A 17,268-nucleotide genomic window follows, 5' to 3' on the forward strand; every position below is an offset into this window, starting at 1 on the left:
TCAAATGAGCGCTATTCTTCCCCTGTATCCTTTAGAAAATCCCATGCCAAAAGCTTTGGCAAATGCGCCTATTGGGATTTTTGATTCAGGAATTGGCGGGCTTTCAATTGCACAAGAGATTGCCAATTATTTGCCAAATGAACGTATTGTTTATTATGCAGATACCGCACATGTTCCATACGGTCCACGAACAGATCAGAATATTCGAGAGTTAACAGCACAAGCGATTGAGTGGCTGTATCGCCAAGGCTGTAAGATTGCTGTTGTCGCTTGTAATACTGCATCTGCTTTTAGTCTGGATTATTTGCGTGAGCATTATGGTGAAAACTTTCCTATTGTCGGTTTGGTTCCTGCATTAAAACCTGCGGTTTTACAAAGCCAGTCTAAAGTGGTTTCAGTGTTGGCAACACCTGCAACTTTTCGTGGACAACTGATTAAAGATGTTATCCAACGCTTTGCTGAGCCTGCCCAAGTCGAAGTACTCACCATTACCAATTTAGACCTAGTTCCGCTGGTCGAATCTGGACGTTATAACACGCTGGAGTGTAAACAAAGTTTGCAGAAGGTTTTGGATCCTGCTGTTGCAAAAGGTGCAGATTACTTGGTTCTGGGATGTACACATTACCCGTATTTAAAGCAAAGTATTCAAGAGCTTTATGGTGCTAAATTGAGCTTAATCGATTCTGGTCTGGCAGTTGCACGACAAACGGCGCGTATATTATTGAAAAATGAGTTAATATCGACTGATTCGCAAGAGAGTGGCGTGCGGTTGCGATGTTTTGTGAGTGGGCAAAATGCAAAAGAATTAGAAAGCGTCCTCAAGCATCTCATACAACCTGAAATTACATGGTCTATCGAAAATATTGTTGAAAAACTCGGCTAATTCTTTCAATATTGGAAAGATTTAATATTTTTAATAAGTGTAGGGCATATTCTACTTAAAGCTCAAGGATGGATTTAAGTTGAGTATGACAAAAATGGGTTAACCTATGCTCGATAAACGTTATCAAGTTTTTATTACAACATCTGGCAAAGAAATGCAGCCAGAACGTATGGTTGTGTCTCAAACATTGATTGGGATGGGGTTCTTTTCTTGGGGATTAGAACAGCGTACACCGTTAAGTACCGCTTTTGCACGTCGTCAGATTGATGATTGTGATTATGTGTTATTGCTGTTGGGAAGCCAATATGGTGAGCAGTCTGTTTCAGGGGTGAGTTATTTACATCTTGAATATATTTATGCAGTGACCAAACAAAAGCCAATTATTGTGTTTATGCATGAAAATCCAGATTCTCGTGAGCCACATTTAAAAGAAGAAAGCACGATATTAAAAGGCAAATTCAATGAATTTCGTCATCAGCTACAAAAAGAAGTTGAGCAGGTTGTAACCTATCGCACCTTGCGAGATTTAGAGCTCGCTGTACGCTCTTACATGCCACAAATGCTTGAGCGTTATCCTGTTGTTGGTTGGGTAAGACCACAAAATATTCAGGTCTTGCAAGACGAAATTGATCGTTTAAAAGCAAAATTAGCACAGGTCTCAGTTGAACAAGGGCGTAAAGAAGCAGATCCATTTTTAACCTTACCAAAAGTTTCACTGCATGAAGTATTTAACTTCGATTACCGTATGCATGCTTATCAAGATGGTAATTTTAGGGAGCTTTCTCCAGCACGTGAAATGACTTGGGCAGAGTTATTAAAAATATTGTCTGTTGAATTCAGGAAACCAACACCTGAGGATTTTTTCTCTAAAGTGCTGAATGACTATTTAAATAATACAGGTCTGACAGATGCACAAGTAGTCATGCCTCGTGCGCATGCTGTATCTAGAGCACAGATCAATATACGTTCTTTACATACGATTAAACAACAAGTTCGTCAAAATGAATGGATTGTCCCTGTTGGGCGTGATGATCGTCAGCGTATGTTATGGCAAATGACCGATAAATGTGTCAAATTGCTGGAAAATTCACAACGTATCAGTCATCGTTCCTCTATTTTTTAAGGGTATACAGTGTGAATATACAGATAAAAATTCTGTTTATAGATTGACTCTGTTAAGCTGATATTTAGAGATCATGATATTGTGCAAACAGAGTAAAAATGTCTTTATCCAAACCTAAAGTCCTGATTATTATTGCCAATCTTGGCACACCAGACGCACCAACAGCTCCAGCGGTTCGGGCTTTTTTAAAGCAGTTTTTATCGGATCAGCGGGTTATTGAAATTCCCAAAATTTTGTGGGCAATTATTTTAAATGCTTTTGTTCTGCCGTTCCGACCTAAGCGTGTAGCGGAAGCCTATGCGCAGGTATGGTCGAATGACTCTCCAATGCGAGAAATTTTATTTAAACAGGTTCAACAACTTCAAAAGAAATTGAGCGTATTCAATACTGATTTTGATTTAACCATTGTTCCTGCAATGACCTATGGTCGACCAGGTATTGATCGTGTGTTAGCTGAAGCTGAATCACAGCTTTATGATCACATTATTCTTTTTCCGCTATTTCCTCAGTACTCGGCAACATCTACCGCACCGTTATATGATGCAGTGGCAAAATGGCTGCTGAAACAACGAAATATTCCAGGTCTAAGCTTCATTCGTGATTATTATCAACACCCGTTATATATACAGGCTTTAGCCAATAGTGTCCGTGATTATCAACAACAGCATGGTCAAGCGGAAAAGTTATTAATGTCTTTTCATGGTATTCCGCAACCTTATGCAGATAAGGGTGATCCGTACGCAGATCGTTGTCGTGTGACTGCGCAAAAGGTTGCTCAGGCACTACAGTTAAGTGATGACCAATGGGCGATAAGTTTCCAGTCACGTTTTGGGAAACAGGAATGGGTCAAGCCTTATACGGATCAATTATTGCAAGCATGGGCAGAACAAGGTGTAGCATCTGTGCAAATCCTGAGTCCTGCATTTTCAGCAGATTGTTTAGAAACTTTAGAAGAGTTGGCAATTCAGAATGCTGAATTGTTTTTGAAAGCAGGGGGTAAAGATTATGCTTATATCCCTGCATTGAATGATCGAGACGACCACATTGATCTATTGGGACTGCTGTTACAGACTCAATTAGAGGCACTCAAGTCACAGTTACAGGCTTAGCGTTTTTTGCAATGTCAACAGACGCTATTCTTTTAGGGAAATTATTATGTTACAAGTCAAAATTGTACCCGTAACGGCGTTTGCTCAAAACTGTTCGATTGTTTGGGATTCGGAAACTAAAGAAGCGGTACTGATTGATGCAGGTGGTGAGCCTGAAAAATTAAAACAAGAAGTTGAAGCGCTTGGCTTAACGGTAAAAGCGTTATGGTTAACGCATGGGCATTTGGATCATGCTGGTGCTGTGGGTGCATTGGTTAAAGTATGGAATGTACCTGTGATTGGTCCACATAAAGAAGACCAATTTTGGTTAGATATGATTCAAGAAGTGTCTGCTCGTTATGGCTTTCCTATTCCCGAGCCAGTTAAAGTTGATCAATGGCTTGAAGGTGGTGAAACTTTGAAATTAGGGCAAGAGGAATTTGAAGTTCGTTTTGCGCCTGGACATACCCCTGGTCATGTCATCTTTTACAATGCTAAATATGCTGTGCTGTGGACGGGTGATGTATTGTTTAAAGGTTCAATTGGGCGCACAGATTTTCCAAAAGGCAATCATCAACAATTACTCGATTCTATTCAGCGTGAATGTTTTAGCTTGCCTGATGAAACCCAATTTATTTCAGGGCATGGTCCTATGAGTACGATTGGGTTTGAGAAACAGCATAATCCATTCGTGGCAAGTAAAGCAGGGTAATTTTTTCGAAACTTGCCATCTAATAAAATACAGCTCAGTCAGTGTTGGATAATGCAATGAGTGAGCTAATGATCGTTCATTCTCAAATATTTATTCGATGGTAGTGTTTGCGTTTTATAAACGGATTGGTTGATCGCTTTTGCGCCTCTAAAACAATCAAGAGAATTGAAGCTGCAAAGAGAATACCAATAATAATCAGTGATGCATCAAGTGCATAAATGCCTATCGTGGTAAAAAATACACATAAAATGGCTAAAATAGCAGTAAAAACTTTTAAACCTATATACATTTTGATACTCCAATTTAGTTTCAATGAAACTTTTTTTAATTTTTTATATGGAAAAGTGTGACATTTAGCACGCAATGATCATATAGCTAAGCGTGTGTTAAAAAATAGGCGTTTATTGTGAAATATATATGTCTATTGTGTTTAAATTATAAAAAAACTGTTTAATCAGAGTAAGAAAGTTACACTGAATTAAAATATGGAACAAAAATTGTCTTAATTTTGGATTTTGATCTACCTCGTCGGACATGGCGAATAATTTTTACTCATTTTTAACGATAACGACTATCGAACAAAATATTAACTAAACAGGGTCTACAAGGATAGTATTTTTATTTAGAATAAAATTTGAACACTGTTGTGGTACTGATTAGGTGTTAATTTTTTAAATAAGAATTGAATTTGGAGAAAAATTTTATGCAATGGATAAAACCAGCTTTTACTGACTTACGAATTGGTTTTGAAGTTACCATGTACTTCGAAGCCCGTTAATTATTTTTACTTTCAAACCCAAATAAGCCCTAGCCTTGATCTGGGGCTTTGATCTTTATCATCATCAGATCTTACTGCTATGTATATTTATGTATTGGGTTCAGCCGCAGGTGGTGGATTTCCACAATGGAATTGCAATTGTGTTAATTGTGATGGTATCCGTAAAGGCACGATCCAAGCTACAGCTCGAACACAGTCCTCGATTGCCATTTCTGAAAATGGCACGGACTGGATTTTGTTAAACGCTTCGCCAGATATTCGCCAACAGTTATTTGATTTTAGGGCAGCTCAACCAGCGCGTAAATTACGTGATACTGGCATTACGAATGTCATTCTGATGGACAGTCAACTTGACCATACCTCAGGGCTTCTTAGTTTACGCGAAGGATGTCCAATCTCTGTATGGTGTACTGAAATGGTCTATCAAGACCTCAGTACAGGTTTTCCCGTATTTAATATATTGAAGCACTGGAATGGTGGACTGCAATATCGCCAGATTGACCCAAATCATGCTTTTCGAATAGATGGTTTTAAGCATTTGGAATTCATTCCTTTGCTGATTCAAAGTGCGGCTCCGCCATATTCACCTCATCGCCATGATCCGCATGAGGGTGACAATATTGCTTTAATTATTAAAGACCAAAAAACACAAAAGCAGTTGTTTTATGCGCCTGGTCTTGGAAAAGTTGATGACATGATTATGGCGACGATGAGGAACTCAGATTGTGTGATGATTGATGGGACACTATGGACAGATGATGAGATGCAAAAATGTGGTGTAGGCGTAAAAACTGGAAGAGAAATGGGACATCTATACATTAGTGGTGAAGGTGGATCATTGTCTTATTTGAATCAGCTCTCAGACGTAAAAAAAATACTGATTCATATTAATAATACCAATCCAATTTTAAATGAGAACTCCATCCAATTTGCTGAACTTCAAGCAAATGGGGTAGAGGTTGCTTACGACGGAATGCACATTGAACTTTAATAAGATGCCCTATGAATCAAATACCGAAAGCGTTGACACTAGAAGAATTTAAACAAGCGATTATAGACAAAGGACAGTATTACCATATTTATCATCCGTTTCATGTCATGATGTCGGAAGGAAAGGCAAGCCAACAGCAAATTCAGGCGTGGGTTGCAAATCGTTTCTATTATCAAATTAATATTCCACTTAAAGATGCTGCGATCATGGCAAATTGTCCAGATCAACGGGTACGTCAGGAGTGGATTCAACGAATGATTGATCAAGATGGTACGTATCCCGATGGTGGGGGGCGAGAGGCTTGGTTATGTTTGGCAGAAGCTGTAGGTCTTCGACGTGAACAGGTAATTTCTGAAGAGCTCGTCCTCCCAGGGGTACGTTTTGCTGTAGATGCTTATGTCAACTTTGCACGCAGAGCGTCATGGCGGGAAGCTGCAAGTAGTTCATTAACTGAATTATTTGCACCTAAAATCCACCAATCGCGATTAGACTCATGGCCAAAACATTATCCCTGGATTGATGATCAGGGGTATCAATATTTTCGCTCTCGATTAAGTCAAGCTCGACGAGATGTTGAGCATGGTTTGACGATTACACTGGATTCCTTCACCAGTTATGAGCAACAGCAACGAATGTTAGAAATACTACAGTTTAAACTTGATGTTTTATGGAGCATTTTAGATGCTTTAACTTTGGCTTATATACATCATGAAGCGCCTTATCATACTGTGACTAAACAACGAGTTTGGCATAAAGGATTATTTAGATGAACAATAAAGCACTTGATCAAAATCTTATTCCTATTTGGCGACCTGGCTACCGTTTTCAGTTTGAACCTGCGCAAAATAGTTTTGTTATTTTATATCCTGAAGGCATGATCAAGTTAAATGAAAGCGCTGGTGCGATTGGGCAATGTATTGATGGGATAAATAGTATTTTAGATATTATTACTTATTTAAAACAACAATTTGGAGATATTGCTGAAATAGACAATGATGTTTTTGATTATATGTTGGTTGCTCAACAACAATATTGGATTGATTTTAAATGACAACCGATATTGGACTACCGTTATGGTTACTTGCAGAGTTAACCTATCGTTGTCCATTACAATGTCCATATTGTTCCAATCCTTTAGACTATACACAACATAAAAATGAGTTAACGACCCAACAATGGTGTGATGTTTTTGATCAAGCTCGCCAGCTTGGTGCTGTGCAGTTAGGCTTTTCTGGTGGAGAGCCTTTGGTTCGTCAAGATTTAGAGCAGTTAGTCGCACATGCACATCAACAAGGTTTTTATACCAATCTTATCACTTCGGGTATGGGGTTGACGGAACAAAGAGTAGGCAGTTTAAAACAAGCAGGTCTTGATCATATACAAGTAAGTTTTCAGGCAAGCGATCCGTTGGTAAATGATGCATTGGCGGGTTCGAAATATGCCTTTGAACAAAAATACAATATGTGCCGTATTATTAAAAAATATGAATATCCAATGGTGCTTAATTTTGTCATTCATCGACATAATATTGATCAGATTGAACAGATCATTGAGCTTTGTCTTGAATTGAATGCGGACACTGTCGAGTTAGCAATTTGTCAGTTTTATGGATGGGCTTTTTTAAATCGTCAGTATTTATTACCTACTCAAACCCAGTTAATACGTGCTGAGCACATTACCAATGCTTATCGAGAAAAATTACGTCTGCAAAAGCGTCCTTGTAAGCTTATTTTTGTGGTACCTGACTATTATGAAGAGCGTCCAAAGGCATGTATGAATAGTTGGGGAAAAATATTCTTAACGATAGCGCCTGATGGCATGGCACTACCATGTCATGCGGCTCGTCAATTACCGATGACTTTTCCGAATGTCCGTCAACAATCTTTAGCAAAAATTTGGTATGAATCTAAGGCTTTTAACCAATATCGTGGAGATGCTTGGATGCCTGAAGGTTGTCGTACATGTCCTGATAAAGACCGTGACTTTGGTGGCTGTCGCTGCCAAGCTTATATGTTAACGGGCAATGCATCTAATGCTGATCCAGTCTGCGCTAAATCGCCATATCATCATTTGATTGAACAAGCACGAGCAGAAACTGAACAAGCTGTTTCCCTCAGTAATTTGATTTTTCGCAATAGTAAAAATTCTAAACGAATGAATAATCACATTTCTGTTCTAAACATTTCAAATGGATGATTTTAGCGAGATGTGCAGTATGCGCCACGATATAATTCCAATTTTCGATGGTCATAATGATGTTTTAACAAGGCTGTGGTTATCTGATGATCATGATCCTGTCGATGCTTTTATCCACCAAGGATTGCCTGGGCATCTTGATTTCAAACGCTGTCAGAAAGCAGGTTTTGCAGGTGGTTTTTTTGCTATTTTTCTACCGCCATTTGATTATGTAAAGCAACATCATCCGAATAAACTATTCGATCAAAGCATTGATGAGTTTACCCAACAACAGATTGAAGAGATTTGTTTGCAGCAGCTTGATTTAGCTCAACAGTTGACTAGACGTTCGCACAATATTCAAATCTGTACATCTGTTGAAGACATTGAATTTTGTATCACTGAAAAAAAGTTGAGTATTGTCCTTCATATGGAGGGGGCAGAAGCTTTACAACAAGATCCTAAACTATTGGATGTCTTATATGATGCAGGGCTGCGTAGTATAGGACCACTATGGAATAGACCAAGTCAGTTTGGACATGGTTTAAATGCTAAATTTCCTCATTCTCCAAATACAGGTCCCGGTCTTACAGTTGAGGGTAAAGCTTTAATTGCACGTTGTGCGGATAAAAAGATGCTCGTTGATGTCTCACATATGAATGAGCGTGCTTTTTGGGATACAGCAGAGATTTTAGCGCAACCGATTGTTGCAACTCACTCCAATGCTTATGGATTGTGTCCACAAGCACGAAATTTAACGGATACTCAATTAAAGGCAATACGCGATAGTCAAGGTATGGTTGGAGTAAATTTTGATGTGGCATTTTTACGCCCAGACGGACAGCGCAATGCCGATACGACCATCAATATTATTTTAGATCATTTGGAATATATGATGCGCTACTTAGGTGAAGAACATGTCGGCTTTGGTTCTGATTTTGATGGTGCACTGATTAGTAATGAACTCAAAGATATTATGGGAGTTTCGAAACTCATCAGTGCAATGCGACAACGCAGTTATTCAGATCAATTGATTGAACAAATATGCTTTAAAAATTGGCTTAAGGTACTTAAACGAATTTGGGCAGCCACATGATTGATTAATCCTCATAATCATCTTCATGTCGTTTTTGATCCATTTGAGGTGCATCTTGAGTAGGAAGTTTATATTCATCATTCGCCCAGGCACCGAGGTCAATCAATTTGCATCGGTCAGAACAAAATGGGCGAAATTCATTTGCTTCCCATGTTGAAGGTTCACCACATCGTGGACAAGGAAATGTTTTAGCCATACAGAAACTCTCATTTAGAAAAGCAAAACCTGCAAAGAATTGTTAAACTTGCAGCGATTTTTCTTAGTTTGATCTGATTATGCCGATTCGTCAATTTCAAGCACAGCGTATGCATGCTCCTCGTGATTTTCAACGTATTGAAAATACTCCTATTTGTGTGGAAATCGGGGCGGGAAAAGGCAAACATGCATTGTTGTTTTCAGGACAACATCCAGACTTGAGCCTGATTGCAATCGAACGGACTCGAGAAAAATTTGTGGCAATGCAAAAACAGCATCAATTAGAAGGGCAAACGAATTTAACGCCAATTCATGCCGATGCATTGCCATGGGTTGTACATGCATTATACCCAGCGCAGGTGCAACAGTTGTTTATTCTCTATCCAAATCCTGAACCGCATAATCCAGCACAACGCTGGTTAAATATGCCTTTTTTTGAGTTTTTGATATCTAGGCTACAACCAAATGGTCGTATTACATTGGCCAGTAATATTCCTGAATATATCGCTGAAGCAGAGCAACAGTTACAAGACGTTTGGAAACTTCCTTACGAGAAACAAATTATTGCATCAGATTCAGCACGAACACATTTTGAAATTAAATACTTAGAACGTGGTGAGTTGTGTCAGCAATTGATTATTCGTAAGCCTGAGCATTATTTAACTCGTTTTGATGATATGCAACCTCGTCATGGGCAGGCAGCCGAGACATCATCCGAGCAAGCACATGTCGATTAAGAGAGTTGCAATTGTTGGTGCAGGTCCTGCAGGTTTAATGGCGGCAGATGTTTTAAGCCAATATAAAAATTATGAGATTCATGTTTTTGAACAAAAGCCATCGGCAGCACGTAAGTTTTTGATGGCGGGAAAAACGGGACTGAATATCTCACATGCTGAAACCTTTGAGCAATTTATTCAACGTTATGATCAAGTGGAATGGTTGAGACCTTGGATTGAAAAGTGGGATGCTGCTTGGATTCAAAAGTGGATGCAAAGTTTAGGCATTGAATCTTATGTAGGCAGTTCTGGGCGGATTTTTCCTGTAGAAATGAAAGCTGCACCACTGTTAAGAGCATGGTTGAAGCATTTAGTTGAGCAACAGGTTAAGTTTCATTATCGTCATCAAGTTACTGACCTGAAACATCAGCAACTCAAGATGATTGATTTAAAAAGTAATCAAATCAATGAGCAGAAATTTGATGCGATTATTTTGGCTTGTGGTGCTGTGTCATGGTCTCGTTTAGGCAGTGATGGCGCATGGCAAAAATGGTTGTCCTCATCTGAAATTGAAACTTTTCAACCCAGTAATGCGGGTGTAGTTTATCCATGGTCAGACTATATGCAGTCTGTTTTTGGTCAGCCTTTAAAGCGAGTAGATGCTTGGGTTGAGCCTTCGGTTAAAACTCAAGGTGATATCGTTATTACCCATTATGGCTTGGAAAGTGGGCTCATCTATAAGCAAGGACGCTCATTGCGTCAACTGATTCAACAAAGTCAACCACTCGTCATGTATCTGGATTTGTTACCCGATCAATCTATTCAGCAATTGGTACAAAAATTACAGCCATCTAAAAAGCAGTCGACTGCCAATATTTGGCGTAAAGCAGGCTTAGACACAGCAAAATCAAGTTTGCTGCGTGAATTCGTTAATAAAGCACTCTGGAGTGATCCAGAACAGTTGGCACAACAGATTAAACACCTCAAAATCGAATTACAGGGATTCCGCCCTATCGAAGAGGCGATTAGTTGTGCAGGTGGTGTCAAAGAACAAGCATTGACTCAGGATTTACAACTTAAATCTCATCCTTCTGTGTTTTGTTGTGGTGAAATGCTGGATTGGGATGCACCGACAGGTGGATATTTATTGACGGCTTGTTTTGCTACTGGTCGAGCGGCAGGTGAAGGCGTGCATCAATATCTTTCTGACCTGTTATAAAAAAGGATTTATTTCCGCTAAAAGTAGATATTTTGTGCTAATTTGATGGAGTAACTAATCATTTTTGCACATGGTGAGATTTTCAAAAATGTCTGCTGAAAAATTGTATACAGGAAGTTGTTTGTGTGGTGGGATTCATTATGAGGTTCATGGTGAAATAGGTCCAGTCATCCAATGTCATTGTAAACGTTGCCGAAAAGCAAATGGTACGGCATTTGCGACCAATGCACCCATTCAAAAAGCAGACTTTAAAATCGTAAAGGGTGAGTCGTTGCTAAAACAGTTTGCATCAACCGAGACTACCACGCGATGTTTTTGTCAGGAGTGTGGCTCGCCGATTATCAGCATCAAAGCTGAAGCTCCAGAGACCTATCGTTTAAGAATTGGAACACTCGACACGGCATTGGAACATCAACCCACCATGCATATTTATGCAGCCTATAAAGCAGAGTGGGATCATATTTGTGATGGTTTGCCACAATATGATGAGCGACCATAAGCGCAGAATAAAGGGATCAATTTGATCCCTTTATTGTTTTAATTGCGATATGTAGCTTGAGCCAATTCATTGATGTTTACAATGATGATAGATCTTATTTCGCAGTTAAAGCTACACCCTCAAATTGAATGCCATCCCAACCATTTTGCATAAATTGACGAATATTTTGATGATCTGACGCATCTGGAGTCGCCAAAACAGAAGCATAGTGTTCTGCGAACAAGTTCAAGGTTTGCTGTTGGTCGAGTTGATTTAGCTGAGCAAAAGAAAAAACTTTAGCACTGCCTTGGTTTTCTGTTGCTGCATTATGTTGTTGACCATTTTGAAATGCGGTTGGGGTATGTGTATAACGCGCTTCAATATGTTGAATAACATCGGCAAATTTTGCTTCGCCAGCTTGAAGTTGTTTCAATAAATCTTGAACCATGATTTGAGAATTCCATATTCAGTCGTGCACATAGCATAACCTATCGTTTATAAATCAGTAATGTTCTTATGTGTTTTGCCAGATAAATTATTTTTTAAAGCTATTTGTTAGAATCAAATGCTTGAAGGGAACAGTCATCGTGCCTTATGAACCGACATCGTCTTAAAAAACAAACTGCAGGCGTTACTTTAAAACTCATTGCATTTTTTGCGCAATGCTCATTTTTACTTCGTTTACGCCGTATCTTGATGCGTTTTATTCCCTTTTTGCAGTTACAAAGTCAGGTAAAAAATATTGTTTATTTGTCGTGGTTGGTGGATATAGAAAAAGTCCGTTCACGCTATCCGAGTCATGTTCAATTGTGGGAAAAACAAGGTAAAACGATTTTTAGTATTTTGACTTACCAACACCAGCATTTTGGCTTTTCTTTTTTAGGTCGTTTACGTCAGCTCATGCCATCACCTCGACAAAGCAATTGGCGTTTTTATATTGCACCTGAGCAACAAGACAAAACGGTGATTTTTGAACAGGTCATGATTGATCAGAAACTTTATGTACTCAGTGGGCGTTTAACAAGTGATGCGATGCCTGCACAATATGCCTTGCAATTTGTCCATGAAAGACAAGATGATATTATTCAGACACAGATTGAGCTAGATGCACTTTATCGACTTTCCAGCGCAGTTAAGATCAAAACAGATCAGCAACTCCCTCAAGCTTGGCACCCTTTGTTTCCTTCATGGAAAGACGCTATTGCCTATCTTGTGGATCAAGATCATGCTTGGGTGGAATGGGTTGATCAGCCTGAACATTTGTCACAAGGTGATATTGAAATGCCTTTTGATTTTAATCAAATTCAAGCAGCACAGGTGCTAAATATTGATTGTCCATTACTACAACAGTGGGAAGTTCGGGAACAAGATGTCTTTGCATTTGTGGTTCCTGCATTGAACTTTTATGTAAAAAATGAGACACCACTCGATTAGATTGCTTACTATTGTTGTGTAAAATTGTGGATAACTATTGGGTTATACACAAACAAAGTGGCATTGCGTCGTTAGTGTTAAAAGAATTGATTTAAAGAAGATTGAAGGACGTTAGAACATGAATTGGCTATTGGTCGCATGTGGTGGAGCAATTGGTGCAAGCTTACGTTATGGGGCTGGTTTTTTGATTTCTAAACCTCTCAGCCTTTTTCCTTGGGCAACATGGTCAATTAATATTTTAGGGTGTTTTCTGGCAGGAGTTTTCTTTGCTTTTACCCTGCGTTATCCAATTCTACAACAAGAAACACGCTTGTTTTTCATGGTGGGAATCCTCGGTGGATTTACGACTTTTTCCAGTTTTGGCTTAGAAACCTTTCAACTCATTCGCCAAGGACACTTTCCTATTGCGCTGGCCTATACAGTTTCAAGTGTTATTGTCGGTGTCGTCTTTTTAACGATTGGTTTTTATATTGTGCAAATGATTTTATCAACAAAATAATATAAATCTCTGTTGCACTTCATCAGAGAATCTAAGAATAAAAAAAAGCCTAAGTTTAGAGAGGTAACTTAGGCTTGAACAACAGTTTTAAACTTAACGTTTAAAACGTGCAAAACGTTTATTAAAGTTGGCAATACGACCTTCATTGCTTGCTTGACGGATTTCACCCGTATAGAAAGGATGAGAAGCACTCGATATATCTAATGTTACATAAGGATATATTTTACCTTCATGTTCTTTGGTATTTGCAGTCTTGATCGTGCTACCAATTACGAAGAATGCATTTGCATTGGTGTCATGGAACAACACTTCACGATACTCTGGATGGATACCTGGACGCATTATTTGATCCTCTCATTATTTTGACTTAGTGAAATATTATAATATAACATTAAATTTGTAAAGCCTATTTAAATTTGAGTAAAATCTGTCAGATAAAAATGATTTCATATTGCTGAAAATAAAAAAGAAACCTAAGCAGGAGGAGGGTGCTTAGGTTTCAAATATGGTTTTAATTTAAGATGCTTAACTTAAAATAAAATTAATCACTATCGTGAGAGAGAATGATTACTCAATTCGAGTTTTAACGATACATCCCCTGATTCACTCACTGTAAAATGACCTTAGTTATCAACCTTTTCTTAATCTTGCAGTGGAACCAATTCTTCGAAAAGATCATTCAAATTATCATGAACTTTCAGTTGAATCAGATTCCAGTATTGCCCTGAAATGGTACGATTTACCATTAAAGTATCTGGAGATGGCTTAAATACATCCCAGTATTTCAGAGATTTTTTCACCAATTTAATACCATCATGATGGGCTGAGTTTTCAGCAAAATCATAATGTGTCGTCAGTGGGCGTAATAAAACTTCGAGCCATGCTTGATAAAGCTCTTCAGGGAACTCGCCTTTTTCAGCCAATGCATCCAATGCGGTTAAATGCTCTTCAATGCTAGCAATATCTTGTTTTCTCGCAGCTCTGACTAAAGCCTTAAAATGGGTAATGATTTCATTGGATAAGGTTTTTACTCCACCAAAATCATAAATAATTACACTGCCATCTTCACGGAAAGCAAAATTGCCTGGGTGTGGATCGCAATGGAAGCGTTTTAAGAAAAAGATCTGTTGACCCAGTGCTAGAATCAAACGACGACCAATTTCATTGCGAATATCTAAGTCCCAAGTGCTTGCAGTTTCAATACTTTCACCTTTTTCAAGGCTTAAGGTCAGGATTCGACGACTTGAGTATTCAGTAAAAACTTTTGGAATAATAATTTTGCTATCCAAAGCCTGATGGAAAGTTCGAAATACTTGTAAATTTTGTGCTTCGATTTCGTAATTCAATTCTTCATGCAGGCTGTCTTGAATTTCTTTAAATAAGCGGTCTTGTAATTTCTTATCAACTTTAAGTACCCCCATAAGACGTAATGCTAGGCGAACTTGTTTTAAATCACTTTCACAGGCTTCATCCACACCTGGGTACTGAACTTTAACCACCACTTCTGTGCCATTTTTCAAAGTTGCTTTATGTACCTGACCAATTGAGGCTGCGGCAAAAGGTTGCTCATCAAAATATAAAAAGGCTTGATCAATGGGTTTGCCAAGCTCTCGTTCGACTTGCTGCTTAATTTCAATAAAGGGCATTGCAGGTGCTTGGCGTTGTAATTTGGCAATGGCACGAGCAACTTCTGGCGGAAAAATATCTTTGTACTGAGAGGCGATTTGCCCAACTTTCATTACAGCACCTTTCATTTCACCTAAGGTGTCTGCGATTTGTACGCCAATATCTTGAAACAGCTTGCTGCGCGCTTCATTTTTCTGCTCTTCATCTGCATTGAAGTTACGAATTGAATTTGATACCGTTTTTGTCGCAATACTTGCAGTCATACTGGCAAGTTTCATAAAGCGGCGACCGGGTGTACTGGTACTTTTCGACATTCGTAATCATCCTTCAGTTTAGATTAGATGTTTCATTTATTTTGATCATAGGCGACTATTGTTAAACTGCCTACTCTAATTTGTTAAGCGTTTGTTTCTGCTTGGCTATTTTTGATATTTAAACTCGTTGGACAGTATAAGCCTGTTTTTGTGTATTTTGGATTAAAATGTTTTCACATATTTATATAGTTGTAGTTGGATGAAAGTTTATCGTTATTTAACGGGCAAAGATGATGTTCACTTTTGTGCAAGGGTGAGCAAAGCGCTTAACGAAGGTTATGCGCTATACGGCGCGCCAACCATGACGTTTAATGGTACTGAAGTGATTGTTGGGCAAGCAATCATCAAAGAGATTGCAGATGTATCGGAAATGTCTGAAAAATTTCAACAGGCCTATCAACTGCAATCTGAATAGCTGAAAGAATATAAGTTCATCATGAACTTGATATGATCTGGTCAAGTCACCCGAGGATTTAGACAGTTGATGTATTGTTTAGATGATATAACTCAGTTTGAGTTGACTTGATTTAGAAAAAATAATGCTGTTAATGAAACAGCATTATTTAAAATTTTAATCATTGGTTTTGTGCTAAGCGCTTGTTATTGTTATATAAGCGCATAAGCAATAAGACGCAAGCAACCGTTAATCCAATAATTAAACCTGTCCAGACACCCGCCGCACCCATATCGGTATAACGTGCCAAATAAATTCCAATTGGAAAGGCGATGATCCAATAAGCCAGCATGGTGATCCACATGGGTCCTTTGGTATCCTGCATTCCACGTAAACAACCAGCAGCACTCACTTGCCAAGCATCCATGAGCTGATAGCCAATTGCAAATAGAATCAAATAAATGGCAGCTTGAGATACATCATAATCTCGCGTATAAACTGAAACGATTTCTGGACGTAATAGCAACAGTAATAACATGGTGGTACAGGCAAATAAGGTACTGGTCATTAATCCAACTTTTTGCACTTTACGCATGGCGAACCAATTTTTTTCACCAAAATAGGTTCCTGTACGAATCGTTAGTGCCAAAGCAAGTGACATTGGGATCATAAACAGCTGAGAGGTGACGGATAAGGCAATTTGATGTGCGGCAACCGTAATCTCCCCTAATGGACTGAGCACAATTGCACCCGTACTAAAAATACTCACTTCAAAGAAAATCGCTAAGCCAATCGGTAAACCCAGTTTAAGAATACGCTTGATGAGTGCACTGTCCATTTTCTCAAATTTACTCAAGGGTTGAGTCGACTGATAACGCTTTGCTTTGAAAATATAAGTACTGATTGTAATGAACATGAGCCATTGCAATAATGCTGTGGCGAAACCGCACCCCGCGCTCCCTAGATGTGGAATCGGTCCAATACCATACATAAAAATAAAGTTAAGTGGAATTTGCACAACCAGTGCCACGAGGCTGATCACTGTAACAGGACGTGGATAGCCCAAGGCTTCAGAATAACCTCGTAAAGTTGAATACATGGTAAATGCAGGCATACCAAATGCAATCGCATGTAAAAACAAACTGGCTTTCGGAAGCAGGGACTCAGGGACACCGACAATGGGCAATAATAATGGAATGATTTGTAAAACCATCATTCCAATCAAGCCAAGTAAGAAAGCAACCCATAATGATTGACGTACGATGGATGGTATTTTTTCAGGTGTACGTGCACCGTTGGCTTCGGCAACTAAAGGTGTTGTGGCAATCATGATACCGCTGAACAGCAACATCACTGGAATCCATAATCCAACCCCAACAGCAATTGCGGCGAGATCTTCGGCAGACATATGCCCAGCCATGATGGTATCAATCAATCCAAAACCTGCGGCAGCAAATTGAGTGATCAAAATCGGCAGCATCAAATGAAAAAGTTGCTTTAATTCAAAGCGGGTAGTCGTGGCTTTTACTGATACAGACACAGGTAAT

The 17,268-nt window shown here is 38.9% G+C and carries 22 protein-coding genes; 16 read left to right on the top strand and 6 right to left on the bottom strand.

What is annotated here, in order from left to right:
* Window positions 1–4 precede the first annotated feature (4 nt).
* The 4 genes from murI to AAV97_RS13565 all read left to right on the top strand — a co-directional run bounded on the left by murI (window position 5) and on the right by AAV97_RS13565 (window position 3,806).
* Window positions 5–883, top strand: coding sequence for a glutamate racemase (gene murI, locus AAV97_RS13550; protein WP_042086777.1), 879 nt, complete (start codon window positions 5–7; stop codon window positions 881–883).
* A gap of 106 nt (window positions 884–989) precedes the next feature.
* Complete coding sequence (locus AAV97_RS13555; protein ID WP_046760846.1) at window positions 990–2,006, top strand: DUF4062 domain-containing protein; 1,017 nt, start codon at window positions 990–992, stop codon at window positions 2,004–2,006.
* A gap of 98 nt (window positions 2,007–2,104) precedes the next feature.
* On the top strand, window positions 2,105–3,115 hold the full coding sequence (gene hemH, locus AAV97_RS13560) for a ferrochelatase (protein ID WP_042086775.1): 1,011 nt from the start codon (window positions 2,105–2,107) through the stop codon (window positions 3,113–3,115).
* Between the two features lie 46 nt (window positions 3,116–3,161).
* Window positions 3,162–3,806: an MBL fold metallo-hydrolase gene (locus AAV97_RS13565; RefSeq protein ID WP_046760847.1), complete on the top strand. Its 645-nt coding sequence runs from the start codon at window positions 3,162–3,164 to the stop codon at window positions 3,804–3,806.
* 82 nt (window positions 3,807–3,888) lie between these two features.
* On the opposite strand, the gene AAV97_RS13570 is transcribed toward AAV97_RS13565, so the two are convergent.
* Window positions 3,889–4,095, bottom strand: coding sequence for a hypothetical protein (locus tag AAV97_RS13570; RefSeq protein WP_046760848.1), 207 nt, complete (start codon window positions 4,093–4,095; stop codon window positions 3,889–3,891).
* Window positions 4,096–4,509: 414 nt separating this feature from the next.
* Between AAV97_RS13570 and pqqA the strand changes: the two genes are divergently transcribed.
* From pqqA to AAV97_RS13595, 6 genes are all read left to right on the top strand, one after another.
* Window positions 4,510–4,584: a pyrroloquinoline quinone precursor peptide PqqA gene (gene pqqA / locus AAV97_RS20945; protein WP_009584944.1), complete on the top strand. Its 75-nt coding sequence runs from the start codon at window positions 4,510–4,512 to the stop codon at window positions 4,582–4,584.
* A gap of 79 nt (window positions 4,585–4,663) precedes the next feature.
* Window positions 4,664–5,575, top strand: a complete 912-nt coding sequence (gene pqqB, locus AAV97_RS13575) for a pyrroloquinoline quinone biosynthesis protein PqqB (protein ID WP_009584942.1) — start codon at window positions 4,664–4,666, stop codon at window positions 5,573–5,575.
* Window positions 5,576–5,586: 11 nt separating this feature from the next.
* Window positions 5,587–6,345, top strand: coding sequence for a pyrroloquinoline-quinone synthase PqqC (pqqC, locus tag AAV97_RS13580; RefSeq protein ID WP_005034221.1), 759 nt, complete (start codon window positions 5,587–5,589; stop codon window positions 6,343–6,345).
* Complete coding sequence (pqqD, locus tag AAV97_RS13585; RefSeq protein WP_005034218.1) at window positions 6,342–6,626, top strand: pyrroloquinoline quinone biosynthesis peptide chaperone PqqD; 285 nt, start codon at window positions 6,342–6,344, stop codon at window positions 6,624–6,626. The genes pqqC and pqqD overlap by 4 nt, the downstream gene beginning before the upstream one ends.
* Window positions 6,623–7,771: a pyrroloquinoline quinone biosynthesis protein PqqE gene (pqqE, locus tag AAV97_RS13590; protein ID WP_046760849.1), complete on the top strand. Its 1,149-nt coding sequence runs from the start codon at window positions 6,623–6,625 to the stop codon at window positions 7,769–7,771. Before pqqD ends, pqqE begins: the two co-directional genes overlap by 4 nt.
* A gap of 19 nt (window positions 7,772–7,790) precedes the next feature.
* Entirely contained in the window at window positions 7,791–8,846 is a 1,056-nt protein-coding gene (locus AAV97_RS13595; RefSeq protein ID WP_046760893.1) for a dipeptidase, read from the top strand.
* 4 nt (window positions 8,847–8,850) lie between these two features.
* Here AAV97_RS13595 and AAV97_RS13600 read toward each other — a convergent pair whose 3' ends face one another.
* Window positions 8,851–9,042 (bottom strand): DNA gyrase inhibitor YacG, encoded by a 192-nt coding sequence (locus AAV97_RS13600; protein ID WP_005034213.1) that lies wholly within the window; start codon window positions 9,040–9,042, stop codon window positions 8,851–8,853.
* A 73-nt stretch (window positions 9,043–9,115) separates the two neighbouring features.
* On the opposite strand from AAV97_RS13600, the gene AAV97_RS13605 reads away from it, so the two are divergent.
* The 3 genes from AAV97_RS13605 to AAV97_RS13615 all read left to right on the top strand — a co-directional run bounded on the left by AAV97_RS13605 (window position 9,116) and on the right by AAV97_RS13615 (window position 11,475).
* The gene (locus AAV97_RS13605; RefSeq protein WP_171249381.1) at window positions 9,116–9,778 is read left to right on the top strand and encodes an SAM-dependent methyltransferase; all 663 of its coding nucleotides are present in this window, start codon (window positions 9,116–9,118) and stop codon (window positions 9,776–9,778) included.
* A complete protein-coding gene (locus tag AAV97_RS13610) occupies window positions 9,768–10,976 on the top strand; it encodes a TIGR03862 family flavoprotein (RefSeq protein WP_046760851.1) in 1,209 nt (402 codons plus the stop codon). The genes AAV97_RS13605 and AAV97_RS13610 overlap by 11 nt, the downstream gene beginning before the upstream one ends.
* An 88-nt stretch (window positions 10,977–11,064) precedes the next feature.
* On the top strand, window positions 11,065–11,475 hold the full coding sequence (locus AAV97_RS13615; RefSeq protein ID WP_046760894.1) for a GFA family protein: 411 nt from the start codon (window positions 11,065–11,067) through the stop codon (window positions 11,473–11,475).
* Window positions 11,476–11,569: 94 nt separating this feature from the next.
* Here AAV97_RS13615 and AAV97_RS13620 read toward each other — a convergent pair whose 3' ends face one another.
* Window positions 11,570–11,902: a HopJ type III effector protein gene (locus AAV97_RS13620; protein WP_009584948.1), complete on the bottom strand. Its 333-nt coding sequence runs from the start codon at window positions 11,900–11,902 to the stop codon at window positions 11,570–11,572.
* 146 nt (window positions 11,903–12,048) lie between these two features.
* Between AAV97_RS13620 and AAV97_RS13625 the strand changes: the two genes are divergently transcribed.
* Window positions 12,049–12,888, top strand: coding sequence for a DUF2071 domain-containing protein (locus tag AAV97_RS13625; RefSeq protein WP_005034206.1), 840 nt, complete (start codon window positions 12,049–12,051; stop codon window positions 12,886–12,888).
* A gap of 118 nt (window positions 12,889–13,006) precedes the next feature.
* Complete coding sequence (crcB, locus tag AAV97_RS13630) at window positions 13,007–13,387, top strand: fluoride efflux transporter CrcB (RefSeq protein WP_046760852.1); 381 nt, start codon at window positions 13,007–13,009, stop codon at window positions 13,385–13,387.
* Between the two features lie 93 nt (window positions 13,388–13,480).
* Here the strand turns inward: crcB and AAV97_RS13635 are convergent, their stop codons facing one another.
* Together AAV97_RS13635 and AAV97_RS13640 are read right to left on the bottom strand one after the other, a co-directional pair.
* The gene (locus tag AAV97_RS13635) at window positions 13,481–13,729 is read right to left on the bottom strand and encodes a type B 50S ribosomal protein L31 (RefSeq protein ID WP_005034202.1); all 249 of its coding nucleotides are present in this window, start codon (window positions 13,727–13,729) and stop codon (window positions 13,481–13,483) included.
* Window positions 13,730–14,028: 299 nt separating this feature from the next.
* Window positions 14,029–15,327, bottom strand: coding sequence for an ABC1 kinase family protein (locus AAV97_RS13640; RefSeq protein WP_009584941.1), 1,299 nt, complete (start codon window positions 15,325–15,327; stop codon window positions 14,029–14,031).
* 199 nt (window positions 15,328–15,526) lie between these two features.
* On the opposite strand from AAV97_RS13640, the gene AAV97_RS13645 reads away from it, so the two are divergent.
* On the top strand, window positions 15,527–15,742 hold the full coding sequence (locus AAV97_RS13645; protein ID WP_046760853.1) for a DUF1737 domain-containing protein: 216 nt from the start codon (window positions 15,527–15,529) through the stop codon (window positions 15,740–15,742).
* A gap of 160 nt (window positions 15,743–15,902) precedes the next feature.
* Here AAV97_RS13645 and AAV97_RS13650 read toward each other — a convergent pair whose 3' ends face one another.
* On the bottom strand, window positions 15,903–17,261 hold the full coding sequence (locus tag AAV97_RS13650) for an MATE family efflux transporter (protein ID WP_046760854.1): 1,359 nt from the start codon (window positions 17,259–17,261) through the stop codon (window positions 15,903–15,905).
* Window positions 17,262–17,268 lie beyond the last annotated feature (7 nt).

The sequence above is a fragment of the Acinetobacter sp. Ag2 genome, assembly GCF_001005515.1.
In the GTDB taxonomy this organism is placed as follows: Bacteria; Pseudomonadota; Gammaproteobacteria; order Pseudomonadales; family Moraxellaceae; genus Acinetobacter; species Acinetobacter bereziniae.

What these genes read in the sequence shown, in the direction of transcription:
- hemH (WP_042086775.1), top strand. Translation starts at nt 2,105, where the DNA reads ATGTCTTTATCCAAACCTAAAGTCCTGATTATTATTGCCAATCTTGGC.
- crcB (WP_046760852.1), top strand. Translation starts at nt 13,007, where the DNA reads ATGAATTGGCTATTGGTCGCATGTGGTGGAGCAATTGGTGCAAGCTTA.
- AAV97_RS13620 (WP_009584948.1), bottom strand. Translation starts at nt 11,902, where the DNA reads ATGGTTCAAGATTTATTGAAACAACTTCAAGCTGGCGAAGCAAAATTT.
- AAV97_RS13610 (WP_046760851.1), top strand. Translation starts at nt 9,768, where the DNA reads ATGTCGATTAAGAGAGTTGCAATTGTTGGTGCAGGTCCTGCAGGTTTA.
- AAV97_RS13555 (WP_046760846.1), top strand. Translation starts at nt 990, where the DNA reads ATGCTCGATAAACGTTATCAAGTTTTTATTACAACATCTGGCAAAGAA.
- pqqE (WP_046760849.1), top strand. Translation starts at nt 6,623, where the DNA reads ATGACAACCGATATTGGACTACCGTTATGGTTACTTGCAGAGTTAACC.
- AAV97_RS13600 (WP_005034213.1), bottom strand. Translation starts at nt 9,042, where the DNA reads ATGGCTAAAACATTTCCTTGTCCACGATGTGGTGAACCTTCAACATGG.
- murI (WP_042086777.1), top strand. Translation starts at nt 5, where the DNA reads ATGAGCGCTATTCTTCCCCTGTATCCTTTAGAAAATCCCATGCCAAAA.
- AAV97_RS13595 (WP_046760893.1), top strand. Translation starts at nt 7,791, where the DNA reads ATGCGCCACGATATAATTCCAATTTTCGATGGTCATAATGATGTTTTA.
- AAV97_RS13565 (WP_046760847.1), top strand. Translation starts at nt 3,162, where the DNA reads ATGTTACAAGTCAAAATTGTACCCGTAACGGCGTTTGCTCAAAACTGT.
- pqqD (WP_005034218.1), top strand. Translation starts at nt 6,342, where the DNA reads ATGAACAATAAAGCACTTGATCAAAATCTTATTCCTATTTGGCGACCT.
- AAV97_RS13615 (WP_046760894.1), top strand. Translation starts at nt 11,065, where the DNA reads ATGTCTGCTGAAAAATTGTATACAGGAAGTTGTTTGTGTGGTGGGATT.
- AAV97_RS13625 (WP_005034206.1), top strand. Translation starts at nt 12,049, where the DNA reads ATGAACCGACATCGTCTTAAAAAACAAACTGCAGGCGTTACTTTAAAA.
- AAV97_RS13635 (WP_005034202.1), bottom strand. Translation starts at nt 13,729, where the DNA reads ATGCGTCCAGGTATCCATCCAGAGTATCGTGAAGTGTTGTTCCATGAC.
- pqqC (WP_005034221.1), top strand. Translation starts at nt 5,587, where the DNA reads ATGAATCAAATACCGAAAGCGTTGACACTAGAAGAATTTAAACAAGCG.
- AAV97_RS13640 (WP_009584941.1), bottom strand. Translation starts at nt 15,327, where the DNA reads ATGTCGAAAAGTACCAGTACACCCGGTCGCCGCTTTATGAAACTTGCC.
- AAV97_RS13645 (WP_046760853.1), top strand. Translation starts at nt 15,527, where the DNA reads ATGAAAGTTTATCGTTATTTAACGGGCAAAGATGATGTTCACTTTTGT.
- AAV97_RS13570 (WP_046760848.1), bottom strand. Translation starts at nt 4,095, where the DNA reads ATGTATATAGGTTTAAAAGTTTTTACTGCTATTTTAGCCATTTTATGT.
- pqqB (WP_009584942.1), top strand. Translation starts at nt 4,664, where the DNA reads ATGTATATTTATGTATTGGGTTCAGCCGCAGGTGGTGGATTTCCACAA.